This is a genomic window from Streptosporangium nanhuense (assembly GCF_059358815.1).
This window is the reverse complement of the sequence record NZ_JCADBG010000023.1, coordinates 24,265-39,744: the sequence shown is the minus strand read 5'-3', so window position 1 is coordinate 39,744 and position 15,480 is coordinate 24,265. Positions and strand designations below refer to the sequence as shown.

Annotated in this window: 14 protein-coding genes; 10 read left to right on the top strand and 4 right to left on the bottom strand. The window is 71.5% G+C overall.

The genetic code is table 11. The features are described 5' to 3' along the window. Window positions 1–165: 165 nt before the first annotated feature. From AC5L38_RS34495 to AC5L38_RS34485, 3 genes are all read left to right on the top strand, one after another. On the top strand, window positions 166–2,277 hold the full coding sequence (locus tag AC5L38_RS34495) for a TerD family protein (protein WP_495246992.1): 2,112 nt from the start codon (window positions 166–168) through the stop codon (window positions 2,275–2,277). A gap of 201 nt (window positions 2,278–2,478) precedes the next feature. Then, entirely contained in the window at window positions 2,479–2,841 is a 363-nt protein-coding gene (locus AC5L38_RS34490) for a YciI family protein (protein WP_495246991.1), read from the top strand. 152 nt (window positions 2,842–2,993) lie between these two features. Further along, window positions 2,994–4,073 (top strand): enolase C-terminal domain-like protein, encoded by a 1,080-nt coding sequence (locus AC5L38_RS34485; protein WP_495246990.1) that lies wholly within the window; start codon window positions 2,994–2,996, stop codon window positions 4,071–4,073. A gap of 10 nt (window positions 4,074–4,083) precedes the next feature. Here the strand turns inward: AC5L38_RS34485 and AC5L38_RS34480 are convergent, their stop codons facing one another. Further along, complete coding sequence (locus tag AC5L38_RS34480; RefSeq protein ID WP_495246989.1) at window positions 4,084–4,578, bottom strand: winged helix-turn-helix transcriptional regulator; 495 nt, start codon at window positions 4,576–4,578, stop codon at window positions 4,084–4,086. 247 nt (window positions 4,579–4,825) lie between these two features. Between AC5L38_RS34480 and AC5L38_RS34475 the strand changes: the two genes are divergently transcribed. From AC5L38_RS34475 to AC5L38_RS34465, 3 genes are all read left to right on the top strand, one after another. Then, window positions 4,826–5,380, top strand: a complete 555-nt coding sequence (locus AC5L38_RS34475) for a DUF302 domain-containing protein (protein ID WP_495246988.1) — start codon at window positions 4,826–4,828, stop codon at window positions 5,378–5,380. Beyond that, window positions 5,377–5,580, top strand: coding sequence for a ketopantoate reductase C-terminal domain-containing protein (locus tag AC5L38_RS34470; protein WP_495246987.1), 204 nt, complete (start codon window positions 5,377–5,379; stop codon window positions 5,578–5,580). Before AC5L38_RS34475 ends, AC5L38_RS34470 begins: the two co-directional genes overlap by 4 nt. 121 nt (window positions 5,581–5,701) lie before the next feature. Further along, the gene (locus tag AC5L38_RS34465) at window positions 5,702–6,889 is read left to right on the top strand and encodes an alpha-hydroxy-acid oxidizing protein (RefSeq protein ID WP_495246986.1); all 1,188 of its coding nucleotides are present in this window, start codon (window positions 5,702–5,704) and stop codon (window positions 6,887–6,889) included. Window positions 6,890–7,053: 164 nt separating this feature from the next. Here AC5L38_RS34465 and AC5L38_RS34460 read toward each other — a convergent pair whose 3' ends face one another. Further along, the gene (locus tag AC5L38_RS34460; protein WP_495246985.1) at window positions 7,054–8,202 is read right to left on the bottom strand and encodes an oxalate decarboxylase family bicupin; all 1,149 of its coding nucleotides are present in this window, start codon (window positions 8,200–8,202) and stop codon (window positions 7,054–7,056) included. 30 nt (window positions 8,203–8,232) lie between these two features. Continuing rightward, on the bottom strand, window positions 8,233–8,481 hold the full coding sequence (locus AC5L38_RS34455; protein WP_495246984.1) for a hypothetical protein: 249 nt from the start codon (window positions 8,479–8,481) through the stop codon (window positions 8,233–8,235). Between the two features lie 720 nt (window positions 8,482–9,201). Between AC5L38_RS34455 and AC5L38_RS34450 the strand changes: the two genes are divergently transcribed. Next, entirely contained in the window at window positions 9,202–10,944 is a 1,743-nt protein-coding gene (locus AC5L38_RS34450) for a hypothetical protein (RefSeq protein WP_495246983.1), read from the top strand. Window positions 10,945–11,123: 179 nt separating this feature from the next. Here the strand turns inward: AC5L38_RS34450 and AC5L38_RS34445 are convergent, their stop codons facing one another. After that, on the bottom strand, window positions 11,124–12,116 hold the full coding sequence (locus tag AC5L38_RS34445; protein WP_495246982.1) for a dienelactone hydrolase family protein: 993 nt from the start codon (window positions 12,114–12,116) through the stop codon (window positions 11,124–11,126). Window positions 12,117–12,453: 337 nt separating this feature from the next. Here AC5L38_RS34445 and AC5L38_RS34440 point away from each other — a divergent pair, with 337 nt between their 5' ends. From AC5L38_RS34440 to AC5L38_RS34430, 3 genes are all read left to right on the top strand, one after another. Then, window positions 12,454–13,443 carry an AraC family transcriptional regulator gene (locus tag AC5L38_RS34440; protein WP_495246981.1) on the top strand — a complete coding sequence of 330 codons (990 nt, stop codon included), beginning with the start codon at window positions 12,454–12,456 and terminating at the stop codon, window positions 13,441–13,443. A gap of 301 nt (window positions 13,444–13,744) precedes the next feature. Further along, a complete protein-coding gene (locus tag AC5L38_RS34435) occupies window positions 13,745–14,968 on the top strand; it encodes a styrene monooxygenase/indole monooxygenase family protein (RefSeq protein WP_495246980.1) in 1,224 nt (407 codons plus the stop codon). 9 nt (window positions 14,969–14,977) lie between these two features. Beyond that, window positions 14,978–15,478, top strand: coding sequence for a flavin reductase family protein (locus tag AC5L38_RS34430; RefSeq protein ID WP_495246979.1), 501 nt, complete (start codon window positions 14,978–14,980; stop codon window positions 15,476–15,478). Window positions 15,479–15,480: the final 2 nt, after the last annotated feature.

Sequence of the window (15,480 nt, the reverse complement as noted above, 5' to 3'; positions counted from 1 at the left end):
TCGCTACCGGAGCCTCGCTACCGGAGCCTCGCTACCCGGAGCCTCGCCGCCGGAGCTCCGCCACCGGAGCCCCGGCGCCGAGGAGCGTGCCGGGGTCCGGATGCTTGATCGCGTGGGCACGGAAAACCCCAGAACACCGTCACTTATCGCCTATAAGGTGCATCTGTGGACACTCTGGAAAGCCTCATTGTCGCCAGGCGGCTTCGAGTCCCCATCGACGCCCCCGCGGCCGCCACCCCGGACTGGGGAGAGGTGGCCGCCCGCCAGCTCGACGCCGCGCTGCTGAGCGTCGGCTTCAAGTGCTCGGGGGCCCTGCTCGAACGCCTGGCCGGGCTACCCGGGGAGACGGTGGTCGATCTCGGCGTACGGGTCCTGGCGGCCGTCCGCCACCTCGTCGGCGATCACGTCCAGCACAACGCGTACTTCATCGACTTCCCGAAGAACGTGCCCGACACCTTGAAGTTCTGGGTCGGGCTGATGCGCGAGGCCATGCTCGATCCGGTGAACGCCACGCCCGTCCGGTCGCCGGCGCTCAACCTGCTCGCACTGCCCAGGTACGGCCGCTACCAGCACACCTACGCCGACCTGCTGGGCGCGCACGCCGAGCTCATCGAGCTGGCCGGCGACCGGGTGACCGTGCTCGAACTGGGCGCGGGCCTGGAGTCGGAGGCGCGCGAGCTGTACCTCTCGATGGCGGGCTCGGAGGTGCCGCCGTCGGCCGAGGACCTGGCGACGCTGCGGTCGCTGACCGCGTTCTGCGCCGACGAGCCCGAGCGCATCCCGATGCGCGAGAACCGCGCCGTCATCAACGAGGCGCGCCTGGCGGCGGGCCGTCCGCTGCTCGTGGAGACGGTGACCGACGTGCTCCGGCTCGCCTGCGGCAGTTCCGGCGGTGACGTCACGCTGGCCAGCCCCACGAGATTCCGATCCTTCTCCCGGGCCGAGCGCCGGGCTCTGCTGCGGGCCCTGGACGCGGTCGCCTCCCCGGCCAAGCTCGGCGACGTCTCGCGGCACCGGGAGCGCTGGAAGCGGCTCGGCGAGCGGCTCCACCCCGGCGAGCACCCGAAGTTCCCGCGCGCCGCGCACGTCTTCGAGGTCGCCCGAGGCGTACGCCGGGCGCACGGTCTCGACAGCCAGGTGGAGGCGGCCCTCTCGGCCGGCCGCACCGGCGAGGCGGTCGAGCTGCTGGAGAGGGCGCCCGGCGCGCTGCTTCGCCGTCTCGACCACCTGCTGCGGACCGGCTCCCCTGCCTCGGCGGTGCTGGAGGCCGCCGAGAGGGCCGCGGGCGGCGCCTCGGGCCGGGTCCTGCTGTCACTGCGCGAGCACCTGCAGAACCGGCTCGCCCCCGCGACCGGACGTGTCTTCGTCAACCGGGAGGGCAGGGCGTGGGCGACGGACGACGCCCGCTCCCCGATCGAGGAGGACGTCGTGTCGCGGGCGGTGGCCGTCCTGGACGAGGAGATCATCCGCAGGCTTCCCGACCCCGGCACGCTGGTCGTCGACCCCGAGGCGCTCGACATCGCCCTGCCGCTGTCGGCCAAGGCCGTCGCGCCCGGGCTGGGCATGCTGCCGCGCGGCTCGCTGTCGGCGGTGGACGGGGAGCTGCTGCGGTTCTTCGTCCACTGGCGGCAGTCCGGGCGGCGCACCGACTACGACCTGTCGGCCCTGATGCTGGACGCCTCCTACGGCGATCCCGAGCACATCTCGTGGACGAGCTACCGCAACGGCTTCGCCGAATACTCCGGCGACCTGACCGAGGCGGCCGAGGGCGCGAGCGAGTTCGTCGACATCCGTCTCGCGCAGGCGACCCGCCCGATCGTCATCCCGCAGGTGCACATCTACGACGGCGAGGCGTTCGACGAGGCCGCCGAGGCGTTCTTCGGCTACATGACCAGGGACGCCGAGCAGGAGGGCATGCCGTTCGAGCCGCGCACCGTGCGGATGAAGTCCGACCTGCGCGGCGCGGGGCGGGTCGCCCTGCCGCTCGTCTTCCTGCGCGGTGACGACGGCGCCTGGCGGGTGAAGTGGCTGCACCTCTATCTGAAGGGCCGCCCCGGCTTCAACCAGGTGGAGGGCAACCGCGTCACGACCTCCCTCCTGGTGCGCTCGATCGTCGAACGCGACCACCTGCGCGTCCGCCATCTGGCCGACCTGCTGCGGCGGAAGGGCTCGAAGGGCGAACACACCACCTACATCGGCCTTCAGGCACCGGCCGATCTCCCGGAGGGCGCGCGGGTGTACACGCCGGGGACGCTGCACGAGCTGATCCCCGCCTGATAGTGTGAAGATCGCGAGGCCATGGGAGGGCTTCCTTCTCACCTTTGTGGAAAAGCATCTAGCCTTCCCGCCTTCCTCGCGTTCCGGCCCCCGAGGTCTTTCGGGGGCCGTTCCGGGACATCGCGGGCAGCTCGGAATCGGGCGACCACTCTCGGCACGCCACACCAGAAAATCTCGGACCGGGACCCTGCCGTGAAATATGTGATCTTGATTTACAGCAACCCGGAGTCCCGGCAGCTGTGGGACCGGTTCTCCGCCGAGCGGCGCCGTGAGGGGATCGAGGCGCACATCGCCCTCAACGAGGCGCTGGCCGCGACCGGCGAACTGATCGTCTCGGAGGCCCTCGCCGACCCGGTCACGGGCAGGCGGGTTCGCGCGGAGGCGGGGCGGACGACCGCGACCGACGGCCCCTTCGCCGAGGCCAAGGAGGTCCTGGCCGGCTTCTACGTCGTGGAGTGCGACGGCGCCGACCGTGCGCTCGAGATCGCCGCCCGCGTCCCCGAAGCGGCCATGGGCCTGGTCGAGGTGAGGCCGGCGAGGACGCTGTCCGGCTTCGGGGCGTGAGACGAGCCCTCGCCGCCGGCGGGCCGGGCCCGGTGAGCGAGACGGGACGGCGAATTCTTTGCCGGGGCGGGCCTGGTGCCGGCGATGGTTTCCGAGGAGCATTCGAACCGTAGGCGTCGGAACACCGTCGGTCACCGGGAGGCGATGGCGGCATGACGACACTTCCGGTGATCTCGGAGGTGCGCGCGCGTCCGGTCGTCGTCCCCATGGCGCGGCCCCTTCACACCGCGTCGGGGTCGACGTCGGCCGCGCCGCTCGTCCTGCTCGACGTGGTCACCGAGGGCGGGGTGACCGGACACTCCTACGTCTTCGCCTACAGCCCGGCGGTGCTCCCCGCCCTGACCTCGATCGTCCGCGAACTCGCCCCCGGACTGGCGGGCGAGACCGTCTCGCCCGTACGGCGGATGTGGGATCTCCAGGCGCGGTTCCGGCTGCTCGGGATGCAGGGGCTGCTCGGCATGGTCGCGTCGGGGATCGAGACGGCGCTCTGGGACGCCCTCGGCAAGCTGACCGATCAACCCGTAGCCTGCCTTCTCGGCGGCGAGCCCGTCATGCTGCGGGCCTATGACAGCTACGGCATGATGGACCCCCGGCGGGAGGAGCGGGCTCTGCGGAGCTCCGTCGAGAACGGGTTCCGGGCGATCAAAATCAAGATCGGCTATCCGGACGCGGCCCGCGACGTGGCGGTCGTACGGCGGGTCCGCGAGATCATAGGACCCGATGTCGAGCTGATGGTCGACTACAACCAGTCGCTCGCCCCGCAGGAGGCCCGCCGGCGAATCGAGCGACTCCGCGAGTTCGACCTCTACTGGGTGGAGGAGCCGGTCGCCGCCGAGGACCTCGACGGCCACTCCTACGTACGGCGCACCACCGGCGCGAGGATCCAGACCGGGGAGAACTGGTGGTTCCCGAACGGATGCCACGCGGCCATCGCGGCGTCGGCCTGCGATTTCGCCATGTTCGACATCATGAAGATCGGTGGCTTCACCGGCTGGACGCTCGCGGCGGGACAGGCGCAGGCGGCCTCGCTGCCGGTGTCCAGTCACCTCTTCGTCGAGGCGAGCGCGCACGCCATGGCGGTGACGCCCACCGCCGACTGGATGGAGTGTCTCGACCTCGCGGGCCCGGTGCTGCTCACCCCGTACCGGCCGGTCGACGGCCGCGTCGCGGCCGTGGGCCCGGGTCTCGGGCTCACCTGGGACGAGGACGCGATCGCCCGGTACGCGGCCTGACCGCCGGCCTTCAGGTGACGGGGCTCGCGAGAGGGGTCGGCTCGGGGGAGCGCCAGGGCCGTACCCAGGCCTCCTCCTCGCGGCGCACGGGCCGTCCGCAGTGGTCGCAGTCGCCGCCCGAGGTGGTGGCGTGCCCGCAGGTGCGGTGGACGACCCGCATGGGTTCGGCGGGCTCGTCGGGCACGGTGTGCTCCTGGCCCCAGGCGGCGAGGGCGTGCAGCACCGGGAGGATGTCGGCGCCCGCCGCGGTGAGGCGGTACTCGTCGCGGGTGCGCCCGCCGTCGCGGTAGGGCACCCGGATGAGCAGGCCGCGCTCGACGAGGCGGCCGAGCCGGGCGGACAGGATGTTGTCGGCGATGCCCAGCTCGGACCGGAAGTCCTCGAAGCGGGTCGTGCCCAGTGTGGCGTTGCGCAGGATCAGCAGCGTCCACCGCTCCCCGACGGCGTCGACGGCCCGGCCGATCGGACAGGGCGCCCACACCTGCGCTTTTCGGTCGGTTGCCAAGGCTTTAACCCCTTTCGCCCATAACTGGCTTGCAATAAGCAAGTCTACTTCATACGGTCGATCACAGGCCTGACTATCAAACTGCAAGTTAGGAACCTGTTCGCCGCTTCCGGGGTCGCGGGTGAGGAGCACGGTGGCGACGTCCACAGCGGACCGGCGTGCGTGAGTGCCCGGATCGTCGGCACCGGCCGAACGGGCCGTTGATCGCCGACCGCGTCATCGATCACGAGACATCATCGGAGAGATCATGACCCAGCAGACCGACACCGGGATCCGCACCGTCACGCACGAGGTGAACCGCCTGACCGTCGGCGTCCCCGCCCCGTTCCAGGAGTTCCGCGAGCGCTACGAACGCGCGGTTCCCCCGTTCGACGCCGGGCGCTTCGAGCGGCTCGTCAGGGACGGCGCCGACTGGGACACCGTTCTGCGGGCGACGGCCGAGGACGCGCCGCACGACTTCCTCATCTACTGGAGCTTCGACGCCACGCCGCTGATGGGACTGGCCGGGGACCGGTGGCTCTGTGTCGAGTACCTGATGGGCAACCACACGATCGCCCAGCGGATGTTCCGCCGTGATCCGGCCGTCCTGCTGTACGCGCCGCTGCGTACGGCGATCTACCAGGACGCACGAGGCGAGACCTGGTTCGCCGTGGACCAGCCGAGCACCCACTTCTCCAGCTTCGCCGACCCGGACATCACCGAGGTGGGCCTCGAACTGGACCGCAAGCTCGCCGCCCTGCTGAACCACCTCGACGTACCCGTACCCGCCGAACTTCTCCGGGGACGGCCCTCCCGTGGGTGAGCGCTCCCGCCTTTCCGGGCTCCTCCTTCGCCTCCTCCCTGTATCGCGACCTGGTCGGCGGCGGGGACATCGAGGCGGAGCAGATCTTCGGCGATCTCGTCCTGCGGGCGCACCGGCTCGGGGTCGCGGTCCCCTCGCTGGACCTGGTCACGCTGCACCTGCGCGTGTACCGGGGCCGCCTCGGAAAGAGCCCGGGATGAGCGGCCGGCGGTTTCGTCCCGTGATCGGCGGCCTGCCGGTCGTCCCGGCCGGGCCGGTGGCCCGCGAGGCTCCGGCCCGTGGCGGCATCCCGAATTCCCATCTCGCGGAAGGGCGCGTGGCATGAGTTCGCAGTTCGGCGACTACCAGAACGAGATCTACTCCGACGGCCTGCGCGGCGTGGTGCCGGGGCTGCCGATGACCTTCACCGACCTGGAGGCCAGGGCCGAGGCCGCGCTGCCGCCCTCGGTGTGGTCGTACGTCGCGGGGGGCGCGGGCGACGAGCACACCCAGCGCGCCAACGTCGCCGCCTTCCGGCACTGGGGTCTCGTCCCCCGGATGCTCGCCGGCGCCGTACGGCGTGAGCTGTCGGTGGAGCTGTTCGGCATGAGACTGCCGGCCCCGCTGTTCATGTCCCCGATCGGGGTGGTCGGCCTGTGCTCCCAGGACGGGCACGGGGACCTGGCCACGGCCCGGGCGGCGGCCCGCACCGGGATCCCGATGACCGCCTCGACGCTGTCCGCCGATCCGATGGAGGCCGTGGCCGGGGAGCTGGGCCGGACCCCCGGCCTCTTCCAGCTCTACACCCCCACCGACCGGGAACTGGCGGAGAGCCTGATCCACCGCGCCGAGGCCGCCGGTTTCAGGGGCGTCGTCGTCACCCTCGACACCTGGGTCACCGGCTGGCGCCCCCGCGACCTGAGCACCGGCAACTTCCCGCAGCTACGCGGGTACTGCCTGGCCAACTACACCTCCGACCCGGTCTTCCGCGCCCGGCTCGCCCGTACCCCCGAAGAGGACCCGAGGGCCGCCGTCGCGCACTGGGCCCAGATCTTCGGCAACCCCCTCACCTGGGACGACCTGTCCTGGCTACGCTCGACCACCGGCCTGCCCCTGCTCCTGAAGGGCATCTGCCACCCCGGCGACGCCCGCCGGGCCAGGGACGCCGGCGTCGACGGAATCTACTGCTCCAACCACGGAGGCCGGCAGGCCAACGGCGGCCTGGCCGCCCTCGACGCCCTGCCCGCCGTGGTCGACGCCGCGGACGGGCTGCCGGTCCTGTTCGACTCCGGCGTCCGCTCCGGGGCCGACGTGGTCAAGGCCCTCGCGCTCGGCGCCACCGCCGTCGGCGTCGGCCGCCCCTACGCCTACGGCCTCGCCGTGGGCGGCACCGACGGCGTCGTCCACGTCCTGCGCGCCATCCTGGCCGAGGCCGACCTCATCATGGCCGTGGACGGCTATCCCACCCTCGCCGACCTGACGCCCGAAGCCCTGCGCCGGGCGTCGGGCGCCGGAGTCCAGCCCTCGTAGCACGTGCCCGCCGCCCCGGGAGCGCCGGAGGCGGGGAGGTCCGTGCCGGGCCGGCTCGACGGGACGCCGAGCGGGCCCGACCGGGTGCCGCGAAATCGTGCCCGGCAGGTCGGCCGTGGCTCATGGGGCTCGGACGGCGTCAGGCCGGGCCCCGGGCGGCGGCGTCAGGCGACGACGGGGCGCTTCTCCTTCGGCAGCGCCTCGATCATCGATCGAGGCACGTTCAAAGTGTCGGCGCTGACCTGCGGTGGGAGGTTGGCCATCCACTGGGTGGCCGAGATGTCCGCGAACCGGGAGTCACGGAACATCTCCAGGAAGATCAGCGGCTCGTCGCCGAGGTTCTCGATGTAGTGCCCGTAGGCGAAGGGGACGTAGCCGACGTCGCCCGCCCGGAAGTCGAACGTGCGGGCCAGGCCCGAACTCGCGAACACCCCCATCCGGCCGGAACCGGAGATGTAGTACTGCCACTCGTCGTTGGTGGGGTGCCAGTGCAACTCGCGCAGGCCGCCCGGCTCGACCTCCACCAGCGCGGCGGCGATCGTGGTGGCCGCCTTGAAGTTCGTGGAGTCGGCGACCCGGACGGACCCGCCCCGGAAACGCTGCGGCTGCTGCGCGTGCATCCTGTGCTTGAACGTGTTGGGCACGTCGCCCGTGGGGCTGACGATCCGGTCGGAGTCCAGGGGAGGGGGAACCTGCCCCTTGAAGATGTACTTCTCCTTCTCCGGCATGTGCGCCATCTGCTCCGGCGTCCAGCCGAAGTTCTTCGCCAGCACGCTTTTGGGGGTGTGCGCGAAGAAGTCACTGATCATGAAGGTGGAGTTCTCCGAGAAGCCGCCGTCGTCGAAGACGAGCAGGAACTCCACCCCTTCCTCCAGCGCCTGGATGTAGTGCGGCACGCCTTTGGGGAAGAACCACAGGTCGCCCTTCTCCACGTCTTCGAGGAAGTTGCGGCCTTCCTGGTCGACGGCGCCGATCCGGCAGCTTCCCTCCAGCACGTAGCCCCATTCGGCCTCCTTGTGCCAGTGCAGCTCGCGGTAGGCGCCGGGGTTGAGTTTCATGTCGACACCGGCGAGCGTGGTGGCGATCGGCAGCTCGCGCTGGGTGATCTCACGGGTCCAGCCGCCCTCCTCTATCCGGGTGTGGGCCATGGCGTAGGGAAACTTCATGTTCGGGATGGTGCCGCTGTCGGTTTCCGGCGGAGTGAGCATGTCGGGATTCTGCAGGTCCAGGTCGATGTTCCGCGGGCCGGTGTCGGTGCCGCCCTTGCCGTTGCGTTGCGGCTGCGGAATTCCCGGATGCGTGGATTTTTTCATGTGAGATCATCCTTTCGAGCAATATTGTGATCACCGTTTCGGCGGCATGAGGAAAAGGGAGTGAACAAGCTCCCTCCCCCCGGTGGCCGCCACGGCGAGGGCGATCGCGATGCACATGAGCATCAGCGTCAGGGTGAGCCGGACGGAGACGCCGGAAAGCGCGCAGCCGACGGTCAGAAAGGCGAGCACGAAGAACCTGGTCCTTATCCTGGACAGGGGAATGGGAATCACCATCTCGTACGAGGGCCGGTCGGTTTCCGGCATGGTGTCGTCGTGCATCGCGAGGGCCCTCATTCGCATGTCGGAACGGCGGGGGAGTCGGCGGTGAACAGCCGGGAAGGGCGGCCGGTGTCGCCACGGTGGCCACGATCCACGTATGCGGTCGCCGCCACGGGGGCCGGTCCTCGCGCAGGGGCGACGCGGGCGACCCTCCTGCCTCCCGGCCGCGCGGTGATGGCCGCGCGGAGATCCGGGGCCAGGTCGCCGAGGTGCTCGGCGGGGATGATCCACGGCGATGCGCGCTCGTCCGAACCCGCCGATTTGCCCTGAAAAATCACTGGGCTTCCCTGAATCATCATACAAATGGGGATTTTCTGCTTGCGCCGCCAGAACGGGAGTACGGGATCAGGGATACCCGCGTGAAGAGGGACGTAAAACGGTGCCGCTCCACGAAAGGGGCAGGTCGAGAGAATTTCAGTAACAAACGCCGATTAATCCACTTAAGGCAGATCTGTTTCGGAGTTCCCGATAAATCATGACAATCTGGGTGCCGAGAATGCGGGCGCGGATGATGCCGCCGGCCGGTCCGGCGATCCGGTCGATCCGGTCGATCCGGCCGGTGGCCCTCCTCGCCGCGGCCGGCGTGGCGGTACCGCTCGTTCCGTCTCGTCCGCCTCGTCCGCCTCGTCCGCCTGAACTCTCGTCCGCCTGAACTGCGGTGCCGCGCTAAGATCGCGTCCCGTGCTTTCGGCTGGCTTCTGGCGATTTATCAGGATTGGCGTGGTAGGCCTGGTTCTTGCGGCCACGGCCGCGGGCCTGGTGCTCGGTGACGGCTGGCTCTGGGCGGCCGTCGAATGGTCGTCGCCGGCCTACGCGGAGTTCTACGCGCCCGGCGGGTTCGGCACCTCGACGACCGTGGCGCTGCTCGTGGCCGCCCCGGTGAAGGCCGCGCTCCTGTGGCTGATCCTGCGTGCCCCCGCGCCGGGACCGCTGGACCGCCGGGAGAAGGCGCTGCGCCGGCTGCTGTATCTGGCGGTGACGTACATCCTCGTGCTGTGGTACCCGCTCGGGCTGTTGCCCGACGGGGTCGATGCGGCATTCCAGCTCGCGCTGTGGACCGGGATCGACGTCCTCTACCTGCTCGTCATCCGCTGGCGGTCCCGCGTGCTGCGCGCGGCGGCCGCGGCGGTGTTCGCGGTCGAGCTGGCCGGGACGGCCGGCGAACTGCTCGACGAACTCGACCTCCCGGAGCTCGGATCGGGCGACATCGTCGTACTGGCCCTGATACTGGGTGGAGTGGCGGCGAACGTCGTCACGGTCGTCGGGCAGTGGCGCGACGGCCGGTGGAGCCGCGGCACGCTGGTCGCCGGGTGGTTGTCGGTGGGCGTCTACGCGCTGGCGATCCCGCTCAACATCTTTTTCCTCGATCGGTTCCCCAACGGCGATCTGACGATGCTGGTCGTGATGGACGCGACGGGGCTCGTCAGCGTCGTGTGGATGGCGGCGACCGCCCGCGAACTGCCCGTCGAGGGCCGCCCCGCGGGCCTTCCTCCCGTGCGGCGGCGCGTGGTCCGCGTCGCGGTGGCGGCCGTGGCCCTGCTGCCGGTCATCGCGCTGATCCACCCGGAGCAGACCCCGCACCTCACCTACACCGGCTGGTCGACGGACTGCTACGACCGGCCCAGCTTCGGCGACCTGAAACCCGCGGAACGTGACGCCGAGTTCCTGTGCCGGGCGCGGAGCACGGATGGCGGGATCCGGCCCATCTTCCCGGACAGCCTGTCGGACCAGCAGATCCTCGCGTCCGGGCGGGCGCTGTGCCGTGCGAAGGACCACGACGAGCAGAAGGCGATCCTGACGCGTGCCGGGAGCGCGCGGCCCACCTGGGGCGCTTACCCCTCGGACCTCGTCTACGTCTGCCCGGAGATCATCGGCGCGACCCATCCCGAGCTGCTGCGGTCGTCCGCGGAGACGGAGGCGGCGAACACCGCCTACATCGCCGGGGAGAACGCGGAGTGCCGCGACCCGTGGCCCCGTACGAAGGGCGTCGTCCAGGCCACGGCCAAGTACTTCCTGTTCGTCGACGGCGACCACGGCTATGAGGTCCACGACCCCGAGGACGAAGTGGCCGAAGAGACGTGGGAGCGGGCGATCGACAAGATGTACGACGACGACACCCTCGTCGGGACGACGAGCACCGCGGTGCTCGTCGGGCACGTCGCGGACATCACCAGTCTGTGCCTCACGGTGAAGGCCTTGCGCGCCGCGCCGCCACGGCGGACGGCCGGGTGGGACCAGGTCCACGAGGTGCCGATCGTCAGCCGCAGCGGCCGGCTCACCGTGCCGGAGAAGGGCGAGGGCGGAGACGTGGGCGCGGGTGCCCCGATGCCGAACCTGGCGATCGAGGGGAAGGGCCGCTACCGGCTCCGTGTCCACGTGCGGGTCGACGACGTGGGGGAGGAGCAGCACCTGGTCGTCGTGTTCCCGGGAGCGTCGAGGAAGAGGCTCAAGCTGAAGCCGTGAGCGGCGGCGGGGCGCACACCCTCCTCCGGTGAGGATCCCCCGCCGACGGCCGCCGGAAGTCGCGCACGGCGATGGCCCGGCAGGATCGGCCCGCCGGGACTGGCTCGCCGGGACTACAGGCCACCGGGCGGGCGAACCCCTCCGATCTCAAGCCCCGAGGCGTGGGGGAGGCGGGGTGCTCAGGCCAGGTGGCGGCCGAACCAGTCCAGGGCGCGCCGGTACGCCTCGGCGGCGGCCCCGGCGTCGTAGCGCGGGCCGGTGTCGTTGAAGAAGCCGTGGTCGACGCCGGGAAACGTCACGATCTCGTGCTCCAGGCCGGCCCTCTCCAGGGCGGTCCTGGCCTCGTCGCGGGAGGCGTTGACCCGCTCGTCCCGCTCGGCGTAGATCGCCAGGACGGCGGCCCTCGACCCGGACAGGTCGGCGTCGTCGGGAAGCGGTCCGTAGAACGGGACGGCCGCCGACAGGCGCGGCTCGTCCGAGGAGAGCAGCAGCCAGGTCATGGCGCCGCCGAAGCAGAAACCGACGACGCCGAGCCTCTTGCCGGGGGCGCCCCGCTCCAGCTCGCCCAGGGCGGCCTTCAGGTCCGAGGCGAGGCGCTCGGGGGAGATGGCGCCCAGCGCCGCGGTGGCCTGCGCCGGGTCCTCGAAGGAGGAGGTCCCGCCCTCGCGGGAGAGCAGGTCGACGGCGAGCGCGCAGTAGCCGTCGGCCGCCAGCCGCCCGGCGACCGACCGGATGTGGTCGGTGAGCCCGCGGTTCTCGTGGATGACCAGCACCGCGCCCCGCGGCTGCGCGGGCTCCGCCCAGGCGCCCCTGAGGGTGACGCCGCTCTCGGTGCCGGAAAAGATGATCTCCTCGGTCGGCAGCGGGGCGGGCCCCGCGGGCGAGGCGCCGTCCCCCGGCGTGCCGGACACCGTCGCCGTCGCCGTCGCCGTCGGCGTTCCGGTTCCGGAACCGGTGGTGGCCGGTACGGTCGAACCGGTGGCGGCGGGTACGGTCGCGCCGCCCGCGCCGGGACTCGTGGCACCGGTTTCCCAGGTCGCGAGCAGCGCGACGGCGGCGGGTGCCGCGAGCCCGAGAAGGGTCAGGCGGTGCAGCGCCTCGCGCCGGGGGATGAGCCCCGCCGCGTGGTCGACCGCGACCTCCTCCGCGAGATACCGGTGAAAAGACGTCATCAGCACACGGTAGGACCGGCGGGTGAAAGCCACGGCAAAGCCGGGCCACGCGCCCTCACTCGAAAGGTGGGCAGGGCGCCGGCACCTGATGAAGGCACTCCGGGGGTGGCTCACGCCGGCTTCGCGCGCCCGTGAGCGGTCCGGTGCGCCCCGCTCGTGAGCCCTGTCCACTATTGGACACGGTTCCCGGAGGCTTTGCGTATTTCTCCATAGTCGGCCGGGTCCGGCCGGTGGATCATGTGGGGATCGGTCGCGTGCGGTCTCGTGTCGCCCTACGCGTGCGACGGCGCACGCGGATGCGTACAGGCACACAAGGGCACAGAGGGTTGGAGTGTCGATGGGCGAGGTGCGAGGGCCGGTCCCGCTCGGCAACAGGCCGGTCTTCGACACCGCGGACCTCGACGAGACCCGCGAGCTGGTGGGCCGGGTGTTCTGCCCTCACCGGCTGGAGCTCACCGGAGACGCCTCCCGGCTGGCCGCGCGGCTCAACTCGGTCCAGCTCGGCACCGTACGGGTGAACTACCTCGACTACGGGGCGGACGTCCGCATCGAGCCCGGGGAGCTCGAATCCTTCTTCCTGGTGCAGATCCCGCTGGCCGGGCGCAGCCTGATCCGGTGCGGCGGCCAGGAGATCGTGTCGACACCGGACCTGGCGTCCCTGCCGTCGCCTTCGGAGTATCTCGACATGCGCTGGGGAGCGGGCTGCCCCCAGCTGATCGTCAAGTTCGACCGGCCGGTCGTCGAGGAGGCCCTGGAGCGGATGCTCGGGGAGCGCCTCGACCGCCCGGTCGTCTTCGACCTGGGCATGGACATGACCACCGGCTGGGCGCGTGCCTGGAGGGCGATGGCCGACCTGATCGTCAGGGAGGCCGAGCACGGCGACGGGCTCGCCGCGCAGCCGCTGGCGATCGCCCACCTGGAGAACGCGATGCTCTCCTCCCTGCTCACCGGGCAGCCGTCCAACTACCTGGAACGGCTGACCGCGCCCCGGCCCCCCGCCCTGCCCAAGGTGGTGCGCCGGGCGATGCGGTACATCGACGACAACGCCCACCTGCCGCTGACGACCGAAGACGTCGCGCGCGCCGTGGCGGTCAGCGGCCGCTCGCTCCAGGAGGGCTTCCGCCGCCATCTCGGCCTGACCCCGATGACCTACCTCAGGGACGTGCGCCTGGGCAGGGTGCACGACGAGCTGGCGGCCGGCGATCCGGCCAGGTGCACCGTGACGAACGTGGCGGCCCAGTGGGGCTTCCCGCACCAGGGGCGCTTCGCCGCCCTCTACCGCGCGCGGTACGGCCAGGCGCCGTCACAGACGCTGCGCGGCAACTGACAACCCTCGCCCGTAAGCGCCCCGCCACCGGTCGCCGCACCGCCCGACGTCCGTCGCCCGGTGTTCGCGCTTGTCGTTCCCAGGCCTGCGGCGTGTCCCTTGACGACTTCGTGGCGAGGTTCCGGAAAGGCCCGGGAAGGTTCGCGTCAGGTGGATGGAACCCGCGCTGAGCGGATGGCACGGGCGGCGGCGGCCGTCGTACCTTTTCACCAGGCGCCGATCGACCGTTTCCCCCGCTTCCCCGAAGCCTTCTCAGGGCTTCCCGGAGGCTCCCGAACCCTCATTGGAAGGACACATCACCATGCGCAGAATCCTCGTCGTCGGCGCCGGTCAGGCGGGACTCCACCTCGCCCTCGGCCTGCTGCGGAACGGCTACGACGTCACCGTCGTCTCCAACCGGACCCCGGAGGACATCCGGGGCGGCCGGGTCATGTCCAGCCAGGCCATGTTCGGCACCGCCCTCGGCCACGAGCGTGATCTCGGCCTGGACCTGTGGGCGGACGGCTGCCCGCCGATCGACGGCATCCAGTTCGCGGTGGCCGGCCCCGACGGCGATCCGGCGATCCGCTGGGCCGCCCGGCTCGACGCCCCCGCCCGCTCGGTCGACCAGCGGCTGAAGATGCCCGCCTGGATGGCCGAGGTGGAGCGGCTCGGCGGGAAGGTCGTCATCCACGACGCCACCGTGGAGGACCTGGAGGACTACGCCGCCCAGTACGACCTGGTCCTGGTCGCCGCGGGCAAGGGGCCGATCGCCTCGCTCTTCGAGCGGGACGCGCCGCGCTCGCCGTACCGCGCCCCGCAGCGGGCCCTGGCCCTCACCTACGTCAACGGCCTCGCGCCGCGGCCCGACCACTCCGCGGTGTGCTTCAACGTGGTCCCCGGGGTCGGCGAGTACTTCGTGTTCCCCGCGCTCACCGTCACCGGCCCCTGCGAGATCATGGTGTTCGAGGGCGTCCCCGGCGGGCCGATGGACTGCTGGGCGGACGTCCGCACCCCCGCCGAGCACCTGGCCACGAGCAGGCGGATCCTGGAGACCTTCCTGCCCTGGGAGGCCGAGCGCGCCACCGGGGTCGAGCTCACCGACGAGGGCGGCGTCCTGTCCGGGCGCTTCACCCCGGTCGTGCGCAGGCCGGTGGCGACGCTCCCGTCGGGCGCAACGGTCCTGGGCGTGGCGGACGTGGTCGTGCTCAACGACCCGATCACCGGGCAGGGGTCCAACAACGCCGCCAAGTGCGCGGCCTCCTACCTGTCCGACATCCTGGAGCGCGGCGACCGGCCGTACGACGCGGCGTGGATGGAGCGGGCCTTCGAGCGCTACTGGCGGGACGCCCGGCACGCCACCACCTGGACGAACGCGCTCCTCGCGCCCCCGCCGCCGCACGTGCTGGAGATCCTGGGAGCGGCGGGAGGGCTGCCCGAGGTGGCCTCCCGCTTCGTCAACGGCTTCGACGACCCGTCCGACTACGCGGGCTGGTTCCTGGACCCGGCCGGCGCGGCCGAGTACCTGGCCCGGGCCGGGAAGTGAGAGGGCGTCATGAGATCCCTGCGCGACGCCCTCGGGCAGTTCGCCACCGGGGTGGCGGTGGTCACCGCCGCCACCCCGCGGGGTGAGCGGCTGGGCGTGACCGTCAACTCCTTCACCTCCGTCTCGCTCGACCCGCCGCTGGTCCTGTGGTGCCTGTCCCGGCGGGCTCCCAGCGCGCCGGCCTTCGCCGAGGCCGGGCGGTTCGCGGTCAACGTCCTGGCCGCGGGCCAGGAGCACCTGTCGCGGCGGTTCGCCACGCCGCTGCCCGACAAGTTCGCCGGGGTGGAGACCCTTCTCTCCCCGGGCGGGGTGCCGCTGCTCGCCGGGACCCTCGCCCACTTCGCCTGCCGCTCGGTGGCCACGTACGACGGGGGCGACCACCTGATCTTCGTCGGGGAGGTCGAGCACTTCCGGAGAGGGGAGGGCGAGCCGCTGGTCTTCCATTCGGGGAACTACCGGGCCTTCTCCGCGCCGGAGCGCGAGATGGCGCTCTGCGAGCCCGGCCGGTGATC